The sequence below is a fragment of the Klebsiella sp. ZJOU C1 genome, assembly GCF_035620215.1.
GTDB lineage: Bacteria > Pseudomonadota > Gammaproteobacteria > Enterobacterales > Enterobacteriaceae > Klebsiella > Klebsiella variicola.
On sequence record NZ_CP141644.1, the window covers coordinates 2,325,794 to 2,346,042 of the forward strand.

Annotated in this window: 23 protein-coding genes; 9 read left to right on the forward strand and 14 right to left on the reverse strand. The window is 57.6% G+C overall.

All coding sequences use genetic code 11. The annotated features are described in order from the left end of the window. Positions 1 to 17: 17 nt before the first annotated feature. Positions 18 to 566, reverse strand: a complete 549-nt coding sequence (locus SPE70_RS10980) for a TetR/AcrR family transcriptional regulator (protein WP_016160883.1) — start codon at positions 564 to 566, stop codon at positions 18 to 20. An 88-nt stretch (positions 567 to 654) separates the two neighbouring features. On the opposite strand from SPE70_RS10980, the gene SPE70_RS10985 reads away from it, so the two are divergent. Then, positions 655 to 1,689, forward strand: a complete 1,035-nt coding sequence (locus tag SPE70_RS10985; protein ID WP_136047420.1) for an NADP-dependent oxidoreductase — start codon at positions 655 to 657, stop codon at positions 1,687 to 1,689. A 46-nt stretch (positions 1,690 to 1,735) separates the two neighbouring features. On the opposite strand, the gene SPE70_RS10990 is transcribed toward SPE70_RS10985, so the two are convergent. Continuing rightward, positions 1,736 to 2,911 carry an aminotransferase class I/II-fold pyridoxal phosphate-dependent enzyme gene (locus SPE70_RS10990; RefSeq protein ID WP_012968383.1) on the reverse strand — a complete coding sequence of 392 codons (1,176 nt, stop codon included), beginning with the start codon at positions 2,909 to 2,911 and terminating at the stop codon, positions 1,736 to 1,738. A 220-nt stretch (positions 2,912 to 3,131) separates the two neighbouring features. On the opposite strand from SPE70_RS10990, the gene SPE70_RS10995 reads away from it, so the two are divergent. From SPE70_RS10995 to SPE70_RS11005, 3 genes are read left to right on the forward strand one after another with little or no spacing between them, the layout of a single operon-like run. Beyond that, a complete protein-coding gene (locus SPE70_RS10995) occupies positions 3,132 to 3,938 on the forward strand; it encodes a MetQ/NlpA family ABC transporter substrate-binding protein (RefSeq protein ID WP_012968382.1) in 807 nt (268 codons plus the stop codon). 8 nt (positions 3,939 to 3,946) lie between these two features. Next, on the forward strand, positions 3,947 to 4,960 hold the full coding sequence (locus tag SPE70_RS11000) for a methionine ABC transporter ATP-binding protein (RefSeq protein ID WP_060875970.1): 1,014 nt from the start codon (positions 3,947 to 3,949) through the stop codon (positions 4,958 to 4,960). Further along, positions 4,953 to 5,621 (forward strand): methionine ABC transporter permease, encoded by a 669-nt coding sequence (locus tag SPE70_RS11005; protein ID WP_004892563.1) that lies wholly within the window; start codon positions 4,953 to 4,955, stop codon positions 5,619 to 5,621. Before SPE70_RS11000 ends, SPE70_RS11005 begins: the two co-directional genes overlap by 8 nt. Before the next feature lie 44 nt (positions 5,622 to 5,665). Here SPE70_RS11005 and SPE70_RS11010 read toward each other — a convergent pair whose 3' ends face one another. The 3 genes from SPE70_RS11010 to SPE70_RS11020 form a co-directional block, all read right to left on the reverse strand. Then, complete coding sequence (locus SPE70_RS11010) at positions 5,666 to 6,865, reverse strand: amino acid aminotransferase (RefSeq protein ID WP_038422428.1); 1,200 nt, start codon at positions 6,863 to 6,865, stop codon at positions 5,666 to 5,668. Between the two features lie 38 nt (positions 6,866 to 6,903). Then, the gene (locus tag SPE70_RS11015) at positions 6,904 to 7,518 is read right to left on the reverse strand and encodes a YitT family protein (RefSeq protein ID WP_023322497.1); all 615 of its coding nucleotides are present in this window, start codon (positions 7,516 to 7,518) and stop codon (positions 6,904 to 6,906) included. Between the two features lie 250 nt (positions 7,519 to 7,768). Further along, the gene (locus tag SPE70_RS11020; RefSeq protein WP_008805158.1) at positions 7,769 to 8,248 is read right to left on the reverse strand and encodes an Lrp/AsnC family transcriptional regulator; all 480 of its coding nucleotides are present in this window, start codon (positions 8,246 to 8,248) and stop codon (positions 7,769 to 7,771) included. A gap of 334 nt (positions 8,249 to 8,582) precedes the next feature. On the opposite strand from SPE70_RS11020, the gene SPE70_RS11025 reads away from it, so the two are divergent. Both SPE70_RS11025 and SPE70_RS11030 read left to right on the forward strand, forming a co-directional pair. Beyond that, entirely contained in the window at positions 8,583 to 9,959 is a 1,377-nt protein-coding gene (locus SPE70_RS11025) for an amino acid permease (RefSeq protein WP_016160889.1), read from the forward strand. A gap of 235 nt (positions 9,960 to 10,194) precedes the next feature. Then, positions 10,195 to 10,944, forward strand: coding sequence for a hypothetical protein (locus SPE70_RS11030; protein ID WP_008805156.1), 750 nt, complete (start codon positions 10,195 to 10,197; stop codon positions 10,942 to 10,944). Positions 10,945 to 11,059: 115 nt separating this feature from the next. Here the strand turns inward: SPE70_RS11030 and SPE70_RS11035 are convergent, their stop codons facing one another. From SPE70_RS11035 to SPE70_RS11045, 3 genes are all read right to left on the reverse strand, one after another. Beyond that, entirely contained in the window at positions 11,060 to 11,254 is a 195-nt protein-coding gene (locus tag SPE70_RS11035; RefSeq protein WP_008805155.1) for a hypothetical protein, read from the reverse strand. A 236-nt stretch (positions 11,255 to 11,490) separates the two neighbouring features. Next, complete coding sequence (locus tag SPE70_RS11040) at positions 11,491 to 12,609, reverse strand: oxidoreductase (RefSeq protein ID WP_048293454.1); 1,119 nt, start codon at positions 12,607 to 12,609, stop codon at positions 11,491 to 11,493. Continuing rightward, positions 12,572 to 13,315, reverse strand: coding sequence for a DeoR/GlpR family DNA-binding transcription regulator (locus tag SPE70_RS11045; protein WP_022066061.1), 744 nt, complete (start codon positions 13,313 to 13,315; stop codon positions 12,572 to 12,574). Before SPE70_RS11045 ends, SPE70_RS11040 begins: the two co-directional genes overlap by 38 nt. Before the next feature lie 278 nt (positions 13,316 to 13,593). Between SPE70_RS11045 and zntB the strand changes: the two genes are divergently transcribed. The 3 genes from zntB to dbpA all read left to right on the forward strand — a co-directional run bounded on the left by zntB (position 13,594) and on the right by dbpA (position 16,476). Then, on the forward strand, positions 13,594 to 14,577 hold the full coding sequence (gene zntB, locus SPE70_RS11050; protein ID WP_008805152.1) for a zinc transporter ZntB: 984 nt from the start codon (positions 13,594 to 13,596) through the stop codon (positions 14,575 to 14,577). 334 nt (positions 14,578 to 14,911) lie between these two features. Continuing rightward, positions 14,912 to 15,088, forward strand: coding sequence for a proline-rich small protein YnaL (locus SPE70_RS11055; RefSeq protein WP_369707647.1), 177 nt, complete (start codon positions 14,912 to 14,914; stop codon positions 15,086 to 15,088). Positions 15,089 to 15,102: 14 nt separating this feature from the next. Beyond that, positions 15,103 to 16,476 (forward strand): ATP-dependent RNA helicase DbpA, encoded by a 1,374-nt coding sequence (dbpA, locus tag SPE70_RS11060; protein ID WP_064170140.1) that lies wholly within the window; start codon positions 15,103 to 15,105, stop codon positions 16,474 to 16,476. Positions 16,477 to 16,521: 45 nt separating this feature from the next. On the opposite strand, the gene ttcA is transcribed toward dbpA, so the two are convergent. The 6 genes from ttcA to SPE70_RS11090 all read right to left on the reverse strand — a co-directional run bounded on the left by ttcA (position 16,522) and on the right by SPE70_RS11090 (position 20,224). Beyond that, complete coding sequence (gene ttcA / locus SPE70_RS11065; RefSeq protein ID WP_004203988.1) at positions 16,522 to 17,457, reverse strand: tRNA 2-thiocytidine(32) synthetase TtcA; 936 nt, start codon at positions 17,455 to 17,457, stop codon at positions 16,522 to 16,524. A gap of 48 nt (positions 17,458 to 17,505) precedes the next feature. Continuing rightward, positions 17,506 to 18,744: a tyrosine-type recombinase/integrase gene (locus SPE70_RS11070; RefSeq protein ID WP_004179592.1), complete on the reverse strand. Its 1,239-nt coding sequence runs from the start codon at positions 18,742 to 18,744 to the stop codon at positions 17,506 to 17,508. Then, positions 18,745 to 18,957, reverse strand: a complete 213-nt coding sequence (gene xisR, locus SPE70_RS11075; RefSeq protein WP_004179593.1) for an excisionase family protein — start codon at positions 18,955 to 18,957, stop codon at positions 18,745 to 18,747. Positions 18,958 to 19,021: 64 nt separating this feature from the next. Next, a complete protein-coding gene (locus tag SPE70_RS11080) occupies positions 19,022 to 19,261 on the reverse strand; it encodes a DUF4060 family protein (protein WP_004179594.1) in 240 nt (79 codons plus the stop codon). A 7-nt stretch (positions 19,262 to 19,268) separates the two neighbouring features. Then, positions 19,269 to 19,577: a DUF7740 domain-containing protein gene (locus SPE70_RS11085; RefSeq protein ID WP_284223779.1), complete on the reverse strand. Its 309-nt coding sequence runs from the start codon at positions 19,575 to 19,577 to the stop codon at positions 19,269 to 19,271. Beyond that, complete coding sequence (locus SPE70_RS11090) at positions 19,574 to 20,224, reverse strand: ASCH domain-containing protein (RefSeq protein ID WP_032455373.1); 651 nt, start codon at positions 20,222 to 20,224, stop codon at positions 19,574 to 19,576. The genes SPE70_RS11085 and SPE70_RS11090 overlap by 4 nt, the downstream gene beginning before the upstream one ends. Between the last annotated feature and the right edge of the window lie 25 nt (positions 20,225 to 20,249).

A 20,249-nucleotide genomic window follows, 5' to 3' on the forward strand; every position in this document is an offset into this window, starting at 1 on the left:
TCGGTGGCTGGCCGCCGCTAGGCGGCAGTCAGGATCGCGTCGGCCAGCACCGCTAAAATCCGCTCTGCGCGCGGGGCATGGGAGGGCTGCTCCCGTAGCCAGGCAAGCGCGGCAATCAGATCGAACAGTTCGTCTCCGCTGAGATCTGGCCGTGCCTGCCCGGCCTGCTGCGCGCGGGTCAGCAGCGACGTACCGGCGGCGCGCAGGGCAACGCAGGCGCTGTGCAGGGCGGACTCAGGATCGTCGATGGCGCTCATCAGCGGGGCGATGATCCCGCGATGCTGATGGGTAAACGCCACGCTCTCGGCCAGCCACTCCAGCAGCGCCGCGGCAGGATCGGCGGCGAGCAGAAGCGACTCAGCCCGGGCGGTTAGCGCCGCAAAGCGGCTGCGGAGCAGGGCTTCCAGCAGGCTGTCGCGGTTGGGAAAGTGGCGGTAGAGGGTTCCCATTCCGACGCCCGCCCGGCGGGCGATATCGCGCAGCGAGGCCTCGGCGCCTTGCTCCACAAACACTTCCCGGGCCACGTCGATCAACAGATCATAATTTTTTCTGGCATCAGCTCTCATTGGCGTTCCTTGACAATCGGAGCACTGCTCCATATATTCGGAACAGTGCTCCGTTAAATATAACGCATTTCCATATGAGGAGAAAGCGATGTCGACGCAGATGATGAAGGCCGTTCAACAGCACGCCTTTGGCGGGCCGGAAGTCCTGAGCTATGAGGATGCGCCACTGCCGGTGTTGCAGGCTGGCGAGGTGCTGGTGCAGGTGCACGCGGTGGGCGTGAACCCACCGGACAGCTATCTGCGCGATGGCTATCAACAGCTGCCCCCGGAGTGGCGGCCCGAGGTCCGCTTTCCCTTGATCCTCGGGACCGATCTCTCCGGGGTGGTGGTGGCGCGGGCGGATGACGTCCGGGAGGTGGCGGTCGGCGACGAAGTGTATGCCATGGCGCGATTTCCTGAAGGGGCGGCAGGGGGCAGCCGCGCTTACGCCGAGTACGTTAGCGTACCGGTCAGCGACCTGGCCCGCAAACCCCTAACCCTGAGCCATCAGCAGGCCGCCGCGGTGCCGATGTCGCTCCTCACCGCCTGGCAGTTCATGATCGATCCCGGGCATGAGGTGGCGAATCCGCTGCAGCCGGGGCCGCATCGGCCGGTGCCGCTGGCGGGTAAACGCGTCCTGGTCAACGGCGCGGCGGGCGGCGTTGGTCATTTCGCCGTACAGCTGGCGAAGTGGCAGGGCGCCGAGGTGATTGCCGTCGCCGCGGGCCGCCATGAAGCCTTTTTGCGTCAGCTCGGCGCCGATGCTTTTATCGACTATACGACCACTGCGGTTGAGGAGGCGGTGCGTGACCTGGATCTGGTCATCGATGCCCCGGGCGGGCCGGCCAGCGGCCGTTTTCTGCGTACCCTGCGGCGCGGCGGCGCGCTGTACCCGGTCTTTCCGCTCGGTTTTGCCGGGGCGGAAGAGGCGCGACAGCGCGGAGTGACGGTCTCGACCACCCAGGTACGCTCCAGCGGCGCGCAGCTCGCCCGGCTTGCCGACCTGCTGGACGCCGGGGTCATCCGGGTGGCGATTGACAGCGTTTTCCCCCTTGCGCAGGCGCAGATGGCGCACGAGCGAGCGGTGCAAGGTCGTCTGCAGGGCAAAATTGTGCTGTCGGTGATGGACTCCTCAGCGGAGTAACCCCCGGCGGCCTGGGTTACGTGTTTTCACTTCCCCCGGCGGCGGACTAAAACAGCGCCAGCCGGGCGAGACGGTCCAGCGCGTTGCTCAGCGCGTCGTCGCCTGCCGTGAGGCTGATGCGAATAAACCCTTCACCCCCTTCGCCAAAACCAGTGCCTGGCGCCACCAGAATATGCGCTTCCTGCAGCAGCAGGCGGGCAAACTCCTGCGAACGGTAGCCGGGCGGCACGCCGAGCCAGAGGAAGAAAGTGCCTTGTGCGGCACGCGCCGGCCAGCGCAGCGCAGCCAGTCGACGCAGAACCCACTCCCGACGTTGATGATAGACCGCCGTCAGCTGCGCAATCCGTTCGGCCGGCAGGTTGAGCGCGGCGATCGCCGCATCCTGAATCGCGCCAAACACCGTGCTGTAGCTATGGGTGTGCAGCTTTTTAAACGCCTGGATAATCGAGGCGTTGCCGACCGCGAAGCCGAAGCGCCAGCCGGCCATATTAAAGGTCTTGGAAAAAGTATAGGTTTCCACTCCCCATGCTTTCGCGTTGGGCTGGGAGAAGAGGCTCAGCGGCGCATCGCTGGCCGCGCTGCCGATGGCCGCATAGGCAAAATCATGGAGGATCGGCACCTGGTGACGACGGGCAAATTGCAGAGCGCTGGCGAACAGCGCCGGCGTGGCGAGGGCGCCGGTTGGATTATGCGGGTAGTTAAGCACCACCAGCCCGGCCTTGTCAGCCACCTCCCGGGGGAGGTCGTTAAAATCCGGCAGGAAATGGTTCTCCGCCCTGAGCGGCAGGCCATAAAACGTTGCCTGGGACTGCAGCGCCGCTGAGCGGTAAATCGGATAGCAGGGATCGGTGGAGATCAGATATTGACCGGGGCTGAGCAGCGCCCGCGGGATGCCGCCAATGCCGATATGCGAACCCTGAAACACGGCGACTTCGCTGTGCGGATCGAGTTCCACATCATACTGCCGGCGATAGAACTGGGCGATCGCCTCGCGTACCTGTGGTTTGCCCCAGAACGACGGGTAGCCATGGTTTTCACGACGATGAATGGCGCTCTGCAGCGAGTCAATCACTTCCGGCGGAGTGGGTTGATCCGGACTGCCGCTGGAAAGATCGATCAGCGGTAGCGCTTCGGTGTTGACCTCCGCGGCCAGTTTTTCCAGCAAGCTGAACAGATTCTCTTCCAGCGCGTCCACCAGCGGCGAAGCAGTAAAATCAGGCATAACATTCCCGGTGTAAGTCACGAATAATTAGCCATCTTTAAGGGATTTATTGCGCCTGGCTAAATAACAAAAAACGCTAAGGATTCTTGTTTTTAGGATATGTCGATATAGCAAAAGTTAATGAGGAATTAGCAAAAGGAAATCCGGCGTTCTGGCTTACAACCCACAGTCGGCTGTGATTTAATCGCTCAATATCGCCAACCTTCCAGGAAAATACCTTATGAACAAGTCAGTTGCGCTCGGGATGACTCTCGCCCTGTTGTCGGCCACCTCTTTTTATGCCGCCGCCGACGAACATCTTATTCGCGTCGGCTTTAACCCCGGGCCGTATAAAGAGCAATTTGAGAAAGGCGTCGCGCCCTATTTATTGAGTAAAGGGTATAAAATCGAATATAAGGATTTCAGCGACGGTATTCAGGTGAATGACGCGGTAGCCCGCGGGGATATCGAAGCGAATATTATGCAGCATCCGGTATATCTGAAAGCAATTAATGAGCGGCTGGGGATCGATAACGTGGGCATTGTGCAGGTCCCCACGCCGCCGATGGGGCTGTACGGCGGTAAACTGACCACCCTGGGGACGCCGGCGGCAGGGACCGTCGTGTCGGTACCGAACCAGCCGTCGAACGAATATCGCGCGGTGCTGGTGTTACAGAGTCTGGGCTGGGTGAAGGTCAAACCGGACAGCGACCCCGCCACTTTTTCGCAGCGCAATATCGTTGACAATCCGTACAAAATTGTCCTTAAAGAGATGGATAATGCCCAGCAGGTTCGCGCTCTGCCGGATGTCGACTATGGCCTGATTCAGGGCAATTTCGCCGTCTCCAGCGGTATGTCCCTGACCTCGGCATTAAAGCTGGAGGCAGCCACCAGCCATTTTATTAATGTCGTGACCGTCGCCGGTAAAAATCAGAAGGCGCAGTTTGCCAAAGATATTATCGATGGCTACCACTCTGCCGATTTCAAAAAATATATTCTCAGCCATCCGCAGTATGATGGTTACCTGCTCCCTGATTATTTAAAATGAATAACGCGATGATAGAATTTCGCCACGTCAGTAAAAGCTTTTCCAGGAAAGGACATCCGGTTCTGGCCCTGCAGGATATTAATCTCAGCATTGAGCGAGGCGATATTTTCGGCATTATTGGCTACAGCGGGGCAGGAAAAAGCACCTTATTACGGCTGATTAATCGTCTGGAAACGCCTGGCGAGGGCGAGGTGCTGTTAAACGGCGAGCTGCTACAGGCCTGCAGCGGCCAGCGCCTGCAGGCCATCAAAAAAGATATCGGCATGATCTTTCAGAATTTTAATCTGCTGAATTCGAAAACCGTTTTCCATAACATCGCCATCCCGCTGATTTTACAAGGCCGCGACAAGGCCTTTATCCAGGCGCGGGTGGCGGAACTGCTGGCGTTCGTCGATCTGAGCGACAAAATCCACAGCTACCCTAATGAGCTGTCGGGTGGACAAAAGCAGCGGGTCGGTATTGCCCGGGCGCTGGCCACCAACCCGTCGGTGCTGCTGTGCGATGAAGCCACCTCGGCGCTCGATCCCCACACCACGGTGCAGATCTTACTGCTCTTGCAGGAGATTAATCGCCGCTATGGCATCACCATCGTACTGATCACCCATGAGATGTCGGTGATCCAGAAAATCTGTCACAAGGTGGCGGTGATGCAGGCGGGCCGTATCGTTGAGCAGGGGACGGTTTTCGACCTCTTTGCCCAGCCGCAGCATCCGGTAACGGCCAGTTTCGTGCAGTCGGTGGTGCACGATCGTCTGCCGCAGCGGGTGGCGTCGCTCCTGCAGCGCGATAACGGCGCCCGGGCTATACGCCTCGAATTTATCGGCGCGACGGCGCAGCAGCCGATCATTAACCACCTGATCCGCGAGTATGCTGTCGAGGTGAATATCCTGTTTGCCAGCATGTCTGAAGTTCAGGGCCGGATTCTGGGATTTATGATTGTGCAACTCCTCGGCGAGCCTGACGAAACCGACCGCGCCATCACCCATCTGGCCGATGCAGGAGTGAAAATCACCCATGTTTGATCTTATTGATACCGCCATTACCGGCGATCAGTTTCTGCTGGCGCTGCATGACACGCTGATTATGGTCGCCGTCTCGCTGGGCTTTGGCGCGCTGATCGGCGTACCGTTAGGGATTGTGCTGGTGGTTTGCCGTCCCGGCGGCATCGTGGCCAACCCGGTGGTGCATCAGGCGCTGAATCCGCTGATTAACGTGCTGCGTTCGCTGCCGTTTATCATTTTGCTGATTGTGATCCTGCCCTTTACCCGACTGCTGGTGGGCACCACTATCGGCACCGCGGGGGCCATCGTGCCGCTGATCGTTTTTGTCGCCCCCTACATTGCCCGGCTGGTGGAGAGCTCACTGCTGGAGGTGGATGAGGGGATCCTCGAAGCCGCGGATGCGATGGGCGCGACCCCCCTGCAGACGGTCTGGCATTTTATGCTGCCGGAGGCGGCAGCGTCGCTGATTCTGGCCCTTACCACGGCGACCATCGGCCTGCTTGGTGCGACCGCCATGGCAGGAACGGTGGGCGGCGGCGGAATTGGCGACCTGGCGATCACCTATGGCTATCAGCGCTTCGACGCCTTTGCCACCCTCACCACCGCCCTGGTGCTGATTGTGATTGTCCAGCTCATTCAGACGCTGGGCACCCGCCTGGCTCGCCGACTGCGTCGCGAATAACCGTCGTCCCGCCGCGGGGTAACCGCGGTTCGCGGGACAGCGGCTTAGCGCGTGGAGACCGCGGCAAAGGCATGGGCGACTCGCGCAATATTACCGTGGTTGAGCCCGGCCACGCAGACCCGACCGCTGGCGATCAGGTAAATGCCGTACTCTTCACGCAGGATGTCCACCTGCCGGGTGCTAAAGCCGGTATAACTGAACATGCCGCGCTGGGTCAGCAGATAGGAAAAATCACCCTCCGGCTGGGCGGCCTGCAGGGCCGTCACCAGCGCGACGCGCATGGCGCTGATGCGGGTGCGCATGGCTTCCACTTCTTCCTGCCACAAGGCGTTCAGCGCGGGAGCGTTGAGCACCTGCGATACCACCTGGGCGCCAAACCCCGGCGGGCTGGAGTAGTTGCGCCGCACGGTGGCTTTCAGCTGGCCCAGCACGCGCCCGGCGATATCGGCATTGTCGCAGACCACTGACAGGCCGCCAACCCGCTCGCCATACAGCGAAAATATCTTGGAAAACGAGTTGCTGACCAGCGCCGTCAGCCCGGCGCTGGCGATGGCGCGAATGGCATAGGCATCCTCGTCCAGTCCGCGGCCGAAGCCCTGGTAGGCGATATCAAGGAATGGGATCAGCTCCCTGCCGATCAGCACCTCAATCACGCGATCCCACTGCTCGCGGGTGAGATCGGCCCCCGTCGGGTTATGGCAGCAAGGGTGAAGCAGCACAATGCTGCGCGGCGGCAGTTGCTGGAGGGCGGCGAGCATAGCGGGGAAATTCACCCCGCGGGTGGCGCTGTCGAACCAGGGATAGGTATGTACCTCAAAGCCGGCGCCGGCAAAGATGGCAACGTGGTTCTCCCAGGTTGGATCGCTGACCCAGACCGCGGAGTCGGGGAAGTAGCGCTTGAGGAAATCAGCGCCCACCTTCAGCGCGCCGGAGCCCCCCAGCGTCTGGATGGTGGCGATGCGTCCGGCACGCAACGCCGGATGATTGTCGCCAAACAGCAGGGTCTGGACCGCACGGCGATAGGGCGCCAGCCCCTCCATCGGCAGATAAAGGCTGGCCTTTTGCTGCTGACTCTGCAGCCGGTCAGCGGCCTGACGGACCGCCTCCAGCTGGGGAATAATGGCCTGCTCGTTATAGTACAGCCCGATGCTGAGGTTAACTTTGTCTGCCCGGGGATCCTGTTGAAAGGCTTCCATCAGCGACAGGATAGGATCGCCCGTATAGGCGTCAACGTTCTGGAACACAGTGGTTACTCCTGAAATGACCGTCAAAGGTGAAGCCATTACACCGCGTAGCGTCCGGGACGGTGGTTCATGGCGATAATCGAATTCAAAACTACGGCGCCGAGGATAGAGACCAGCAGCATCGGCAGGCTTACTACCCATAGCGAGGCGGTGACGATGCAGGCGTCAACCACCATCTGGAATTTACCGGCGCGAATGCCGCTTTTGTCCTGCAGATAGAGGGCCAGAATATTAACGCCGCCGAGGCTCGCTTTATGGCGAAACAGCACCACAAAGCCGATGCCGACCATGATGTTGCCGAAGAGGGTGGCGTAATAGGGGTTCAGGCGATCGACATGAATAAAGTAACCGTGCAGGTCAGAGAACAGGGACACCAGTCCGACCGCGCAGAAGGTTTTCAGCGTGAAGGCGGCGCCCATCCGCCGGACGGAGAGCCAATAGAAAGGCAGGTTAATGACGAAGAAGACCACGCCAAACGGCAGGTGGGTGGCATAGTGGATCAGAAAGGCCATACCTGCCGTTCCGCCGGTCAGGGCGCCGGCCTGGCGAAATAAAATAATGCCAAAGGAGATCATCAGCGTGCCGAACAGCAGCGCCAGGGTATCCTCCAGCCAGGTGTGGGTCAGTTTTTCGGGGGAAAGGATATTATCCATAAATAAGCACTATCTTTTCGTTAACAAGGATAAGTCCTTGTTTGCAAAAATCGCACCAGAGGAGGGGGCCGGGCGATCGTTTGCGGAAAAAACAGGCGCTATTCAGCCTAACGTATTGTTATGCCAAAAAGAGAAAATTGCACGACTCATGCGATTTTCTGCGTTACATTGCGCAAACCGTGCAAATTATCACGCTGTGATGCATTGACTAACCCTGCGTTTGCACCAGCGCAGGGCATCATGCCCTGATTCAGCGCAGCGGATCCGGGCCCGGCATCAGCTGGCCATTCTCTTTAAGGCGGTTGAGTATCACCGCGGTTTTCAGGTGGGCGACCCCTTTGTTTTGCGCCAGAATATGGCTGATCAAATGGCTCAGACCGGGCAGGTCCGGGACCGTCACCCGCAGCAGATAATCGGCGTCGCCGGTGGTTTTCCAGGCATCCAGAATGGCGTCCACTTCACTGAGCATCTGGTGAAAGCTCTCCACGCATTGTGGGGTGTGATTCAGCAAGCGCACTTCTATCAGGCCCAGCATTTCCTGCCCGGCAGCATCCGGCGCCAGCCGCGCATGATAGCCGAGGATAAGCTGCGCCTGTTCAAGGGCGATGCGGCGCCGTGAACACTGGGAGGCGGACAGGCCGATGAGATCGCTCAGTTCCTGATTGGTCAAACGGCCATTGGCCTGCAGCAGGGTGAGAATTTTCAAATCATAGTCGTCGATGTTGTACATGGTGGCCACTAATGGAGCGTCAGAGTGATTAACAGCCTAACAGCTTTTTGCCCGCCGTGAAGTCTGACGACAGGGCGGCGACGCCGGCGCACCAAAACGGGTCAGCTTTATGCATGAGGAGGCTATTTTTCTCATGAACTGTGCGATTTCAGGCGGTTTATTGCGCGTTATGTTTGGCCTGGCGGCGCATGGCTTACGCCACAGAGCAGACGGATAAATAATATTTTAATAAAATTCAATATATTGCTCTTGCTCTTATGGCGGGATGCTGCGCCCTGGCCTGAAAGTTGCTATCGCCGAAGGTGACTTTTTTACAGACAGGGGCAGGTCAGAGATGACAACGCAGCAAGAGCATCAGTTAAAACGTGGGTTAAAAAACCGCCACATCCAGTTGATCGCCCTCGGGGGCGCGGTCGGCACCGGACTGTTTTTAGGTATCGCGCAGACGATCCGTATGGCAGGCCCCTCGGTCCTGCTGGGCTACGCCATCGCCGGAGCGATCGCCTTCTTCATCATGCGACAACTTGGCGAGATGGTGGTAGAGGAGCCGGTGGCGGGGTCGTTCAGCCATTTCGCCAACCGCTACTGGGGGCCTTTCGCCGGGTTTATGTCCGGCTGGAATTACTGGGTGTTGTATGTGCTGGTGAGCATGGCGGAGCTGACGGCGGTGGGGATCTATATTCAGTACTGGTGGCCGGAAGTACCCGCCTGGCTGTCGGCGGCGATCTTCTTCGTGGCGATCAACGCCATCAACCTGACGAATGTCAAAGTGTATGGCGAGCTGGAGTTTTGGTTCTCGATTGTCAAAGTGGCCGCCATCATCAGCATGATCGCCTTTGGCAGCTATCTGTTATTTAGCGGCCACGGCGGCCCGGCGGCGACGGTGGCCAACCTGTGGCAGGACGGGGGATTTTTCCCTAACGGTATCACGGGCTTAGTAATGGCGATGGCGGTAATCATGTTCTCCTTCGGCGGGCTTGAGCTGGTGGGGATCACCGCGGCGGAAGCCGACGAACCGCATAAAACCATTCCTAAAGCCACCAACCAGGTGATCTATCGCATTCTGCTGTTTTATGTGGGGTCGCTGGCGGTCCTGCTGTCACTCTATCCCTGGCGTAACGTCGTGGAGGGGGGTAGCCCCTTTGTGCTGATCTTTCATGCCATTGACAGCAATATTGTGGCCAACGCTCTCAATCTGGTGGTGCTCACCGCCGCGCTGTCGGTCTACAACAGCTGTGTGTACTGCAACAGCCGGATGCTGTTCGGCCTGGCTCAGCAGGGCAATGCTCCGCGGGCGCTGCTGCGGGTTAACCGCCGGGGGATCCCGTTGACCGCGCTGGCGGTATCTGCCGTCGCCACGGCGCTTTGCGTGGTGATTAACTATGTGATGCCTGGTAAAGCGTTTGGCCTGCTGATGGCGCTGGTGGTGGCGGCCCTGGTGATTAACTGGGCGATGATCTGCATCACCCATCTCAAGTTTCGTCGCGCTATGCAGCGGGCCGGGAAGGTAACGGCCTTCCAAAGCCTCGGCTATCCCCTGACTAACTGGCTGTGCCTGCTGTTTCTCGCCGGGATCCTCGTGGTGATGTATCTGACTCCCGACATCCGCATCTCCGTCTGCCTGATCCCGGTATGGCTGCTGATCCTCGCCGCAGGCTATCTGCTGCGGAAGAAAAGCGCCCCGGCGCTGGTGGTGATGAAAGAAGGTTAATCGCCAACACCCTGCCGGGCGGCAGGGTGATATTCTCATCGTGAAAATAACGTCAATACTTCTAGTGGATTTTATAATTCCTATAAATGATAACCGGACATGTTAATCTGGGAATAGATGACATGAACATGCTTTTTATTGATCTTGCGTGGCGCTTTGATAATATCCCGACGGCATTCAGGTTTATTTTATAATGCCACCGAATGGAATAGTAAAATACATAATGGAGTATGGGATGAAGCATGTTCATAAACTGGTCTGGATAGGCCTGTTCGTCAATATTATTATCTGTTTTGTCGCGCGAAATTTATTACTCGATGAAGGACAGCTGAACTTTCATCATCGGGCGGACAGCATGTGGTCCTGGCTGGTGCTCGCTCTGTTTATCGCCGTGGTGGTTCAGGCCGTCAGTATTATGTTGTCGGGCCGCTATCCTTATCTGGCCATCGTGCTGGCATTTATTGGCGGTATCGTGATGGTGCCCGCCAGCATGATCTTTCTGGTTGGCTGTATGTTCAGCTTTCAAACGCGGATTAACGCCGGTTTTACCCCGTGGCGGTCAACAACCGGGGCGATGGGCCGCGACGATAATCACCAGCTATTAACCTTTAATGCATCCGGTTTTTATCCGCAGGGGGCGTTGGCGCTCATCGCCGGCATTATTATCTTAATGATTGGCATGGGTATTGGCGGGGTATTTATTGCCGCCGGCATTGTTGCGCTGTGCAATGGCTATCGTCTGCAGAATCGGGTGGTGATTGGCGTGAGCGGCGAGTCGATGATATTTACACCGGGGCTCTATGCCGATACCTACGTTATTCCGTTAGGTGACGTTGTGCTGGCTGAGCGCGGGAATAATGATGCAAAAGTTCGGCTACGGATCCGTTCCAGCGGCAGAAGCTTCACGTTGCGTAAAAAACTGCTCGCCGGCGATAACGTTAATGATGCCTTCGCCGCCATTCTGGCCAAACTGTCCACGGTTTAAGGCCGACGGGGAAGGGAAGCCGCCAGGAGAGAAACACCTGGCGGCGAAAGCGTGGGTTAGCATGCGCGTTCATCGCGCCAGCCTGCACCCACGCCCTACAACACCAGGTTGCATGTTAATCCACGTTGGTAAAATAATCGCGCGCGGCGGTCTCGACGCGTTTCGCATCCAGCCCGGTCTTCTCAGTGATCTGTTCGATAAACGGTTTAAATTTCTCGTCCATCACGTTACCCCCGTCCCAGTGGGCGACGTAAAATTTGCACTGATAGCGATAAAAATGGAGAGTGGTATCTCCTAACGTGTAGTACATGAGCTTCTCCTGTCCATTAATGCGGTCGCCGCGTCCACAGCGTCAGCAACCCTTTTCTCATCACGATCGATCTGCTCTCTATCCTCCTCCCAATTGGCTGAAATTTCCAGCGGTGCTTTGCGCTATAAAGCAGGATAAAAGAGGGTTAGATTGCGGACGAGTAGTGATTTTTTCTGAAATGGAACGGAGGAACCGGTTACCTGCGGGATGCGCAGATAACCGGAGAGCAGGCAGGATTAGCGCAGCGCGTTGCGCTCGTCGTCGGTCAGGTCCAGGGTCTGCACCATGCCGCTTTCTGCAGCGCGCACCGCCGCTTCCAGAACGGCCATTACCGCCAGCGCTTCAACCGGCGGCACCGGATTGGCGATCTGACCGTTCAGCGCGTCGCGGATCTGCATATAGTACTGGCGCTGATCGCCCTGCGGAGTGGCCTGAGAGTGGGTCTGCAGCGAGGCGTCATAGATCACCAGCTTGTCATCATCCTGACCCCAGCCGGCACTTCCCGGCTCCACGCCCGCCAGCAACTGGCTCTCCTGCTGGTCGGCCCGCGCTTTGATCACGCTGCCTTTATCGCCGTGCACGGTGAAGCGCGAGGAGCCGCCCGCGACCAGCATGCTGCAGTGCAGGATCGCTTTATGCGCCGGGTAGTTTAATACCACATGCGCCCAGTCGTTGATCTCCGCGCCGTCGCGCAGGGTGGCGATATTGCCTTGTACCGACTGCGGCAAACCAAACAGCTGCAGCGCCTGGTCGATCAGGTGGGGCCCCAGATCGAACCATAAACCACTGCCCGGGACGTTCTGCTCACGCCAGCGGACGCGGACTTCCGGACGGAAGCGGTCAAAATGCGACTCGAAGTGTTTCACCGTGCCAATGGCGCCCTGCTCAATGACCTGACGGATCCCCAGGTAGTCGCTGTCCCACCGGCGGTTATGGAAGACGGAGAGCAGGCGCTGTCTCTCCTCAGCCAGGGCGATCAGCTCCCGGGCTTCCTGCATATCGAGGGTAAAAGGTTTGTCCACCACCACATGCTTGCCGGCGTTCAGCGCCAGGCGGGCCAGCGGCGCGTGGGTGGCGTTGGGGGAGGCGATGACCACCAGATCGACATCCGGATGCTGAACCGCTGCCTCCGGGAAAGCGATGACCGTGACATCCGGCAGGTCGCGTTTGACTTTCTCTTCATCGCGCGAGGCGACGAACGCCAGATTCAGACCCGGCACTGAACGGATAAGCGGCGCGTGGAAGGTCTTACCGACGAAGCCATAGCCAATCAGGGCGATATTTATTGTGTTGTTACTCATCAGGTTCTCCACGCGGTTAAGCGTCAGCAATGTGTACAGAGAGGGCGGGGTCATCCCCCAGCTCAGCCCAGGGACGATCAAGAAAAAGATGGTGAATATCGCTGAGCCCGGCCACCAGCCACGGCTCGCAATGGTTGACTTTGGTATGGTCTGCCACCAGCCAGTGCTCTGCGCTGGCGGCCAGCATGGCGCGCTTCACGTCAGCATCGGCCTCCTGGCTGGCGCTCAGCCCCAGCCCGGCATGAAGCGCGCAGGCGCCGAGAATGGCGATGTCGGCCCGGTAGCGGGCGACCAGCGACAGCGTAGCGCTGCCGGCGAACAGCCGCTGTTCACTGTCCCACTGGCCGCCAAGCAGGATCAGCTGGATATCGGTACGGTCGCTAAACAGCTGGGCGATATCCAGCGAAGGCGTGATCACGGTCATCGGCCCTTTAAGCTGAGCGGCGACCGCCAGCACCGTGCTTCCGGCGTCGAGAAACAGCGTCGAGCCGAGGGGGATGCGCGCGGCGACCTGGTGACCCAGGCGCTGCTTGGTCTGGGGGAGCAGGGCGTTTCGACCCTGGCGGGTCATCGCCGGGACGTTAAGAGCGATGGCGCCGCCGTGGCTTTTCTGCAGGACACCCTGTTTTTCCAGCTCGCTCAGATCCCGGCGAATGGTATCGGCGGAGACCTGTAGCCCTTCGACCAGTTCGCTGATGCTTAGCTGGCCGTTTTCACTCAGCCTGTCGAGGATGTGTTTTTGTCTGGCGAGCTTATGCATGGCAAGCGACTCCGCAAATTAACGCAATAAACAGCATAATACAGCAATGAGTGGCAAAATAAACCGCAAAAAGACGCATTGAGATCGGCAAAACGGGAAGAACTTGATTTCACTACGCTTTAACGTTAAATGAGGAGTGCAGCGCGACCCGGGGCGAAAGCGCTTTTTAATGAAGCTATTAGCCCTACTTACCGGGCAATAAAAAGCGAAAAAGCGCGCTTTCGCGTACCTTATAGAGAGTGCGCGCAATGTGACAGGTATGGATTAACGGAGGTTGAGTGGACGCGATTAAAGGCTCGGAGTTGCAAATACCGGACGCGATCTTCGCGTGGGTGCTCGACGGGCAGGGGGGCGTGAAGCCGCTCACCGATAACGATATTATCGACAAAGACAAGCCCTGCTGGCTGCATCTGAATTATACCCACAGCGACAGCGCCGACTGGCTGGCGGCCACCCCGTTGCTGCCCAACAACGTGCGTGACGCCCTGGCGGGGGAGAGCACCCGGCCACGGGTGACGCGGATCGGCGACGGGGCGCTGATCACCCTGCGCTGCATTAACGGCAGTACCGATGAGCGTCCCGACCAGCTGGTGGCGATGCGTCTGTATATGGACGAGCGGCTGATCGTCTCCACCCGTCAGCGCAAGGTGCTGGCGCTGGACGATGTGCTGGGTGACCTGAAGGAGGGCAATGGCCCGACGGACGGCGGCAGCTGGCTGGTGGAAGTCTGCGATGCGCTGACCGATCATGCCAGCGAGTTTATCGAACAGCTGCACGACCGCATTATCGACCTGGAAGATGACCTGCTTGACCAACAGGTGCCACCGCGGGGTTTTCTCGCGCTGCTGCGTAAGCAACTGATTGTGATGCGCCGCTATATGGCGCCGCAGCGCGACGTTTACGCCCGACTGGCCAGCGAGCGGCTGCCGTGGATGAGTGACGATCAGCGGCGGCGGATGCAGGATATCGCTGAGCGGCTGGGGCGCGGTCTGGATGAGATCGACAGCTGTATCGCCCGGACGGCGATCATGAGCGACGAGATCGCCCAGATTATGCAGGAGTCGCTGGCGCGGCGGACCTACACGATGTCGTTGATGGCGATGGTGTTTCTGCCCAGCACCTTTTTAACCGGCCTGTTCGGCGTCAACCTTGGCGGGATCCCGGGAAACAGCTGGCATCTGGGGTTTAGCCTCTTCTGCCTGATGTTAGTTGTTGTCATCGGTGGTGTTGCGTGGTGGTTACATCGCAGTAAATGGTTGTAAAGAATCGCCTTTTAGCGGCCGCATTGCCGGGAAAACCCGGCAATGTTTGAGCGAAATCAATAAACCACCTACCCATTCAGGGCAATATCTCTCTCGCAGGTGAATGCAACGTCAAGCGATGGGCGTTGCGCTCCATATTGTCTTACTTCCTTTTTTGAATTACTGCATAGCACAATTGATTCGTACGACGCCGACTTTGTTGAGTCGGCTTTTTTTTTGCGCTCTCCGGACCAGCTTCTACGCTTACTAAGACACCCGACGGTCTTCAGGCCGTTAAGCCTGCGGGTACGCCCGTATTACTCTCCGGGAGGCCTCTATGCATTACGCTTCAGGGCTGACAGCCCAGTCTATCCCCATCTCACCCGAGCCGAACGATCCGGCTCCTTTACCCGACCCACGACCGCGTCCGCAGCCGCAGCCCGATCCGCCGCCTGACGAAGAGCCGATTAAATTGTCGCATCAGGCGCGGAGATCTGCGAGGATACGCGCCTGCAGATTGTCCGTCCTTTAATACGAGAATACATTGTGACCGCTTTTTCTACCCTGACTGTTTTACCTGCCGCCCAATTAGCCAACCTTAATGAGCTGGGTTATCTGTCGATGACCCCGGTTCAGGCCGCCGCCCTGCCGGCGATCCTTGCGGGGAAAGATGTGCGCGTGCAGGCAAAAACCGGCAGCGGAAAAACGGCCGCATTTGGGCTGGGTCTGCTGCAGCATATCGATCCGGCGCGCTTTGAGACCCAGTCGCTGGTGTTGTGTCCGACCCGCGAGCTGGCCGATCAGGTTGCCGGTGAGCTGCGTCGCCTGGCGCGCTGCCTGCCGAACATCAAGATTCTGATGCTCTGCGGCGGGCAGCCCTTTGGCGCCCAGCGAGATTCACTCCAGCACGCCCCGCATATCATCGTCGCCACCCCGGGCCGTCTGCTCGATCATCTGCAGAAGGGGACGGTCTCCCTTGACGCGTTGCAGACCCTGGTGATGGATGAAGCGGACCGCATGCTCGATATGGGCTTCAGCGACGCCATCGACGAGGTGATCCGCTTCGCGCCGGCTGACCGGCAGACCCTGCTGTTTTCCGCCACCTGGCCCGCGGCAATCGCGGCGATCAGCGGCCGGGTACAGCGCAATCCGCAGACAATTGAGATCGACACTGTCGATGCGCTCCCGGCGATTGAGCAGCAGTTCTTTGAAGTTTCCCGCCACGGTAAGATTGCCCTGCTGCAGCGCCTGCTCAGCCAGCATCAACCCGCATCCTGTGTGGTGTTCTGCAACACCAAACGCGATTGCCAGGCGGTCTGCGATGCGCTCAACGCCGCCGGGCAGAGCGCCTTGTCGCTGCACGGTGATCTCGAGCAGCGCGACCGCGATCAGACGCTGGTGCGCTTCGCCAACGGCAGCGTCCGGGTTCTGGTGGCGACCGACGTCGCCGCCCGCGGCCTCGACATCAAATCCCTCGCGCTGGTGGTGAACTTCGAGCTGGCCTGGGATCCGGAGGTGCATGTTCACCGCATCGGCCGTACCGCCCGCGCCGGCGAACAAGGGCTGGCCATCAGCTTCTGTGCGCCGGAAGAGGTGCAGCGCGCCACGATCCTGGCCGACATGCTGCAGCTCTCCCTGAACTGGCTGCCGGCGCCGACGGGCAACACCATCGCACCGCTGACGGCGGAGATGGCCACGCTGTGTATTGACGGCGGTAAAAAGGCGAAAATGCGCCCGGGAGATGTGCTGGGAGCCCTGACCGGGGATATGGGTTTTGACGGTGCCGATATCGGCAAAATTACCGTCCATCCGGCTCATGTCTATGTGGCGATCCGCCAGAATATGGCGCAGAAGGCGTATAAGCAGTTACAAAATGGCAAGATTAAGGGCAAAGCCTGCCGCGTTCGACTGCTGAAGTAAGGGCAGGTTAGTGCGTCTCAGGCGGCTGCCTGAGACGCGTGAGGGTTACTTCACTTCCACCACGTTCAGACGCAGTTCATCGAGACGGGCGTCTTCTTCTTCGGGCTGCCAGCCGGCAGGCTGCAGGGGAATCTCTTCCCGGTCAAACGCCAGATCGCCACCGTCCACCACCTCGGAGCCGTGGGTGATACCTTTAAAGTCAAATAGATTGACATCGCTCAGATGCGAAGGCACCACGTTCTGCATCGCGCTGAACATGGTTTCAATGCGCCCAGGATAACGCTTATCCCAGTCGCGGAGCATATCGGCGATCACCTGACGCTGCAGATTTGGCTGCGAACCGCACAGGTTGCACGGAATAATCGGGAAGCCTTTGGCCTGGGAGAAGCGCTCGATGTCCTTTTCGCGGCAGTACGCCAGCGGGCGGATGACGATGTGTTTGCCGTCGTCGCTCATTAGCTTCGGCGGCATCCCTTTCATTTTGCCGCCGTAGAACATATTCAGGAACAGCGTTTGCAGGATGTCATCGCGATGATGGCCGAGGGCGATCTTGGTCGCCCCGAGCTCGGTGGCGGTACGGTAGAGGATGCCGCGACGCAGGCGAGAGCACAGCGAGCAGGTGGTTTTCCCTTCCGGGATCTTCTCTTTGACGATGCCGTAGGTATTCTCTTCGACAATCTTGTATTCCACGCCCAGCTGCTCAAGATACGCCGGCAGAATATGCTCCGGGAACCCAGGCTGTTTCTGATCGAGGTTCACCGCCACCAGCGAGAAGGAGATGGGCGCGCTTTTCTGCAGATTACGCAGGATCTCCAACATGGTATAGCTGTCCTTGCCGCCAGAAAGACAAACCATAATGCGGTCGCCCTCTTCAATCATATTGAAGTCGGCAATCGCCTCACCGACGTTGCGGCGCAGACGTTTCTGCAGCTTATCGATGTTGTATTTCTCTTTCTTTGTAAGTTCTTGATTTTCTTGCATTGTTAACATTCTCAAAATCTAAAAGGGGCATATAGGGGGCAAAACGTGTTAAAGCCCAAGCCGGGAATTCAACATAGAAACCTGGTCGCCGTTCATTTCTTCTATCCATGTACTATAAACGTCGTACACCATTTGCGCGTTTTCATGCCCCATCTGATTGGCTATAAAAGACGGGTTTGCGCCAGCCGTCAGGAGCCAGCAGGCAAAAGTATGCCGCGTATGGTACGGATTCCTGCGGCGAATGCCAGCGCGTTTTACTGCAGCTTCCCATCTGCTGCCTATGCTGCTGTGCGAGTAGCAGGGTTTTTGCTCGCCTTTCCGTCTCCGTGGCATGAAAACAAATCGCAAATTCTGTTCCTCGCTTGAGCCGTATTCCCTGTGGTGAAACGTGATAGTGGATACCGGATGTCCAGCTGTCAGTTCATGCTGCGCTTTCAGCGCGTCCAGGGCAGGGCCGAGCAATTGTATCGTCCGGTTTCCTGCCGCTGTTTTTGGTGGGCCGAACATGCCGTTTGCTGTCAGATTCCGGCAAACGTGTATCACGCCCTTATCCAGATCGACATCTTCCCATGCCAGAGCCGCCAGCTCACCATGCCGCACACCAGAATAGACGGCGAATTTCCACATGTTCTGGCTTTGGCCTCGTTCGCTTGCCATGAGGGCTGCAAATTCCTCTCTTGTAAGTGGGTCAGGCTTAACCCTTGTTTTACGCAGGCTTTTTACGCTCTCAAATGGTTTATGTTGGATAAAACCCGACATGTACGCAAAATTAAGAATTGAGCACAGTAAAGAAACATAATTGTTGACAGTCGAAACTGTTCTGCCTTTTTTATTTTTACGCTTGTTTTTTGAATAGAAGGTTTCTCCTGTTAGCAATTCGTTTCTACAATTAAGAACGTCACTATATCCAATAGCAGTGAGCATAGTGTTTCCGTTCATGATTTTTATTATTGTATCAACCTGGGATTTTGTTTTCTTTAGAGTATTGGCGCTGATTTCAGTTTCTTTAATTTTAAGCCACAGTTCACACAGTTCATGAAATGTGCTCACCTGTAACGTGGTGTTAATCGCTACTGCCTTTTTGGATGAGGGGAATCGACGCCCGTAATCAAATTCCCCCATGTTTATTTCGCTGGTAATTACCGCTCTTAAGTTACCAGCTTTTTTTATGTTTGCGGGGCTTACAATCCACCCCTTTAACACTTCGCGGCAGCGCTTACCTTTATACATAAACCAGACGCATATTCTGTTACCACGAATCTCCACGCCTGTAGGTAGTGTTGCCATTTACGAATCCCGGATAAATTTATTAATTTCCGGATAGTTGTACCAGGTAGTTCCGCGCAAAGTTTTTTCGCCAGAAGGGGAAACTCTTTTGAAGTGAACGCCTTCTATCCAGGCTCCTTGTCGGTAACTTTCAATCTGCCGGGCTCCAAGGCCAGTTCGTGCCATCAGAGCCTTTTCAACCATCCACTCTTCATTAAAAATGATCTGCGCCATATGAACCTCTCTGGCGACATGCCGAGTATAAGCATGCGCGCCGTAGTGGATTGATAATTCGTTATCAGGCGACTTGCCCGGGGAGGGCTCTCAACCGGCGCATGCCGGTCATAGCCGTGGCCACGTAACTCGCTTTACGGTTCACCACCTCCACCCAGACCTTTACTCCTTCAATCTGCACCGTATACGTCTCTTTCATCTGGCTGCGTCCGTAATCGCCGTAACGTTCTACGTGCTTAGCCAGCGCCGCATCGCACGCCTGGCGGCCCAGCGGTGATTGTTTGCTTCGGTTAATCAGTCGCATATTCACCTCACACAAAAACATCGAACGGATCGCCCGCTGCGCGCGCGTTGTCGTTCGCTTCACGGCGGAGGCCGAGAACATAGCCAACGGGATCCCAACTGGACAGAATTGCGTTGAGCTCCTTCTGGCTGTGCCAGGTTTTCATGCGCTTTTTAAGCGCGGTGGCGCAGGCGCGTACGTTCGCTCGTGTGGGGCCGGCCATCTTCATGCACAAGCACAAAGTCAGTAGCAGATCCGAATATTCGTCGGCGGCCGCGCGTAATGCCGCAGGGTCGATGCTGGCTTCCAGCTCGGGTAATTGATGTTTAAGACTCATGCTGTCAGCTCCTCAATTCGTTTGAACTCAATAACCCAAACCCACGGATTGGAATTCCAGGATTCGTCGCCGTAGATTGACGCCCACAGGCGCGCGAACACATCAGCTACACAGTCGCCACTCTTCATGTCGGCGGTACTGCACCCTTCGCGTATCGCATCGCCGTCACAGATGCTCTTCAGTCGTTCAACCCGCACGTTGGTGATTTCCAGAAGAATGCGGCTGGCCCAGCGCGGCATGTGGATAGATGGTCGCCAGCAGCAATGCAGTTCATCATCTGCATCGTAAAACTCTGGCGCTGGCACTCCATCAGCCTTGTAAACGCAGAATTCGTGCTTCTCAAACGGAGTGGGGTCTTTGCAATAGCTATCCATTAGGTCGTAGTCGAACAGTGGCCCCTGAAACGTCTCTCGCACCCAGATGCGATCACCGACGACACCGAACGGACAATGGATTGCGATGTCTTCAATTTTCGGCAACAACAGTCCGTTAAGAGGTCTGCTTAACCACTTACCGGATAAACTTCCGCTTAATGTTGCCTCTGGCTGCGGCTTGATGATTCGCCGGGTCTGCGTCTTCCTGCCGCTCAGCAGCGCCCGCACCATCTCAGCGTTAAAAATCATTCCGCGTTCAGTAATTTTCGTCATATCGTTACCGGGAGGGCGAGCCCTC

What these genes read in the sequence shown, in the direction of transcription:
- SPE70_RS11085 (WP_284223779.1), bottom strand. Translation starts at nt 19,577, where the DNA reads ATGAGTCTTAAACATCAATTACCCGAGCTGGAAGCCAGCATCGACCCT.
- SPE70_RS11040 (WP_048293454.1), bottom strand. Translation starts at nt 12,609, where the DNA reads ATGACCCCGCCCTCTCTGTACACATTGCTGACGCTTAACCGCGTGGAG.
- SPE70_RS11000 (WP_060875970.1), top strand. Translation starts at nt 3,947, where the DNA reads ATGATAGAATTTCGCCACGTCAGTAAAAGCTTTTCCAGGAAAGGACAT.
- SPE70_RS11045 (WP_022066061.1), bottom strand. Translation starts at nt 13,315, where the DNA reads ATGCATAAGCTCGCCAGACAAAAACACATCCTCGACAGGCTGAGTGAA.
- ttcA (WP_004203988.1), bottom strand. Translation starts at nt 17,457, where the DNA reads ATGCAAGAAAATCAAGAACTTACAAAGAAAGAGAAATACAACATCGAT.
- SPE70_RS11030 (WP_008805156.1), top strand. Translation starts at nt 10,195, where the DNA reads ATGAAGCATGTTCATAAACTGGTCTGGATAGGCCTGTTCGTCAATATT.
- SPE70_RS11090 (WP_032455373.1), bottom strand. Translation starts at nt 20,224, where the DNA reads ATGACGAAAATTACTGAACGCGGAATGATTTTTAACGCTGAGATGGTG.
- SPE70_RS11035 (WP_008805155.1), bottom strand. Translation starts at nt 11,254, where the DNA reads ATGTACTACACGTTAGGAGATACCACTCTCCATTTTTATCGCTATCAG.
- SPE70_RS11015 (WP_023322497.1), bottom strand. Translation starts at nt 7,518, where the DNA reads ATGGATAATATCCTTTCCCCCGAAAAACTGACCCACACCTGGCTGGAG.
- SPE70_RS11080 (WP_004179594.1), bottom strand. Translation starts at nt 19,261, where the DNA reads ATGCGACTGATTAACCGAAGCAAACAATCACCGCTGGGCCGCCAGGCG.
- SPE70_RS11025 (WP_016160889.1), top strand. Translation starts at nt 8,583, where the DNA reads ATGACAACGCAGCAAGAGCATCAGTTAAAACGTGGGTTAAAAAACCGC.
- SPE70_RS10990 (WP_012968383.1), bottom strand. Translation starts at nt 2,911, where the DNA reads ATGCCTGATTTTACTGCTTCGCCGCTGGTGGACGCGCTGGAAGAGAAT.
- SPE70_RS11020 (WP_008805158.1), bottom strand. Translation starts at nt 8,248, where the DNA reads ATGTACAACATCGACGACTATGATTTGAAAATTCTCACCCTGCTGCAG.
- SPE70_RS10985 (WP_136047420.1), top strand. Translation starts at nt 655, where the DNA reads ATGTCGACGCAGATGATGAAGGCCGTTCAACAGCACGCCTTTGGCGGG.
- SPE70_RS10995 (WP_012968382.1), top strand. Translation starts at nt 3,132, where the DNA reads ATGAACAAGTCAGTTGCGCTCGGGATGACTCTCGCCCTGTTGTCGGCC.
- SPE70_RS10980 (WP_016160883.1), bottom strand. Translation starts at nt 566, where the DNA reads ATGAGAGCTGATGCCAGAAAAAATTATGATCTGTTGATCGACGTGGCC.
- SPE70_RS11005 (WP_004892563.1), top strand. Translation starts at nt 4,953, where the DNA reads ATGTTTGATCTTATTGATACCGCCATTACCGGCGATCAGTTTCTGCTG.
- SPE70_RS11070 (WP_004179592.1), bottom strand. Translation starts at nt 18,744, where the DNA reads ATGGCAACACTACCTACAGGCGTGGAGATTCGTGGTAACAGAATATGC.
- xisR (WP_004179593.1), bottom strand. Translation starts at nt 18,957, where the DNA reads ATGGCGCAGATCATTTTTAATGAAGAGTGGATGGTTGAAAAGGCTCTG.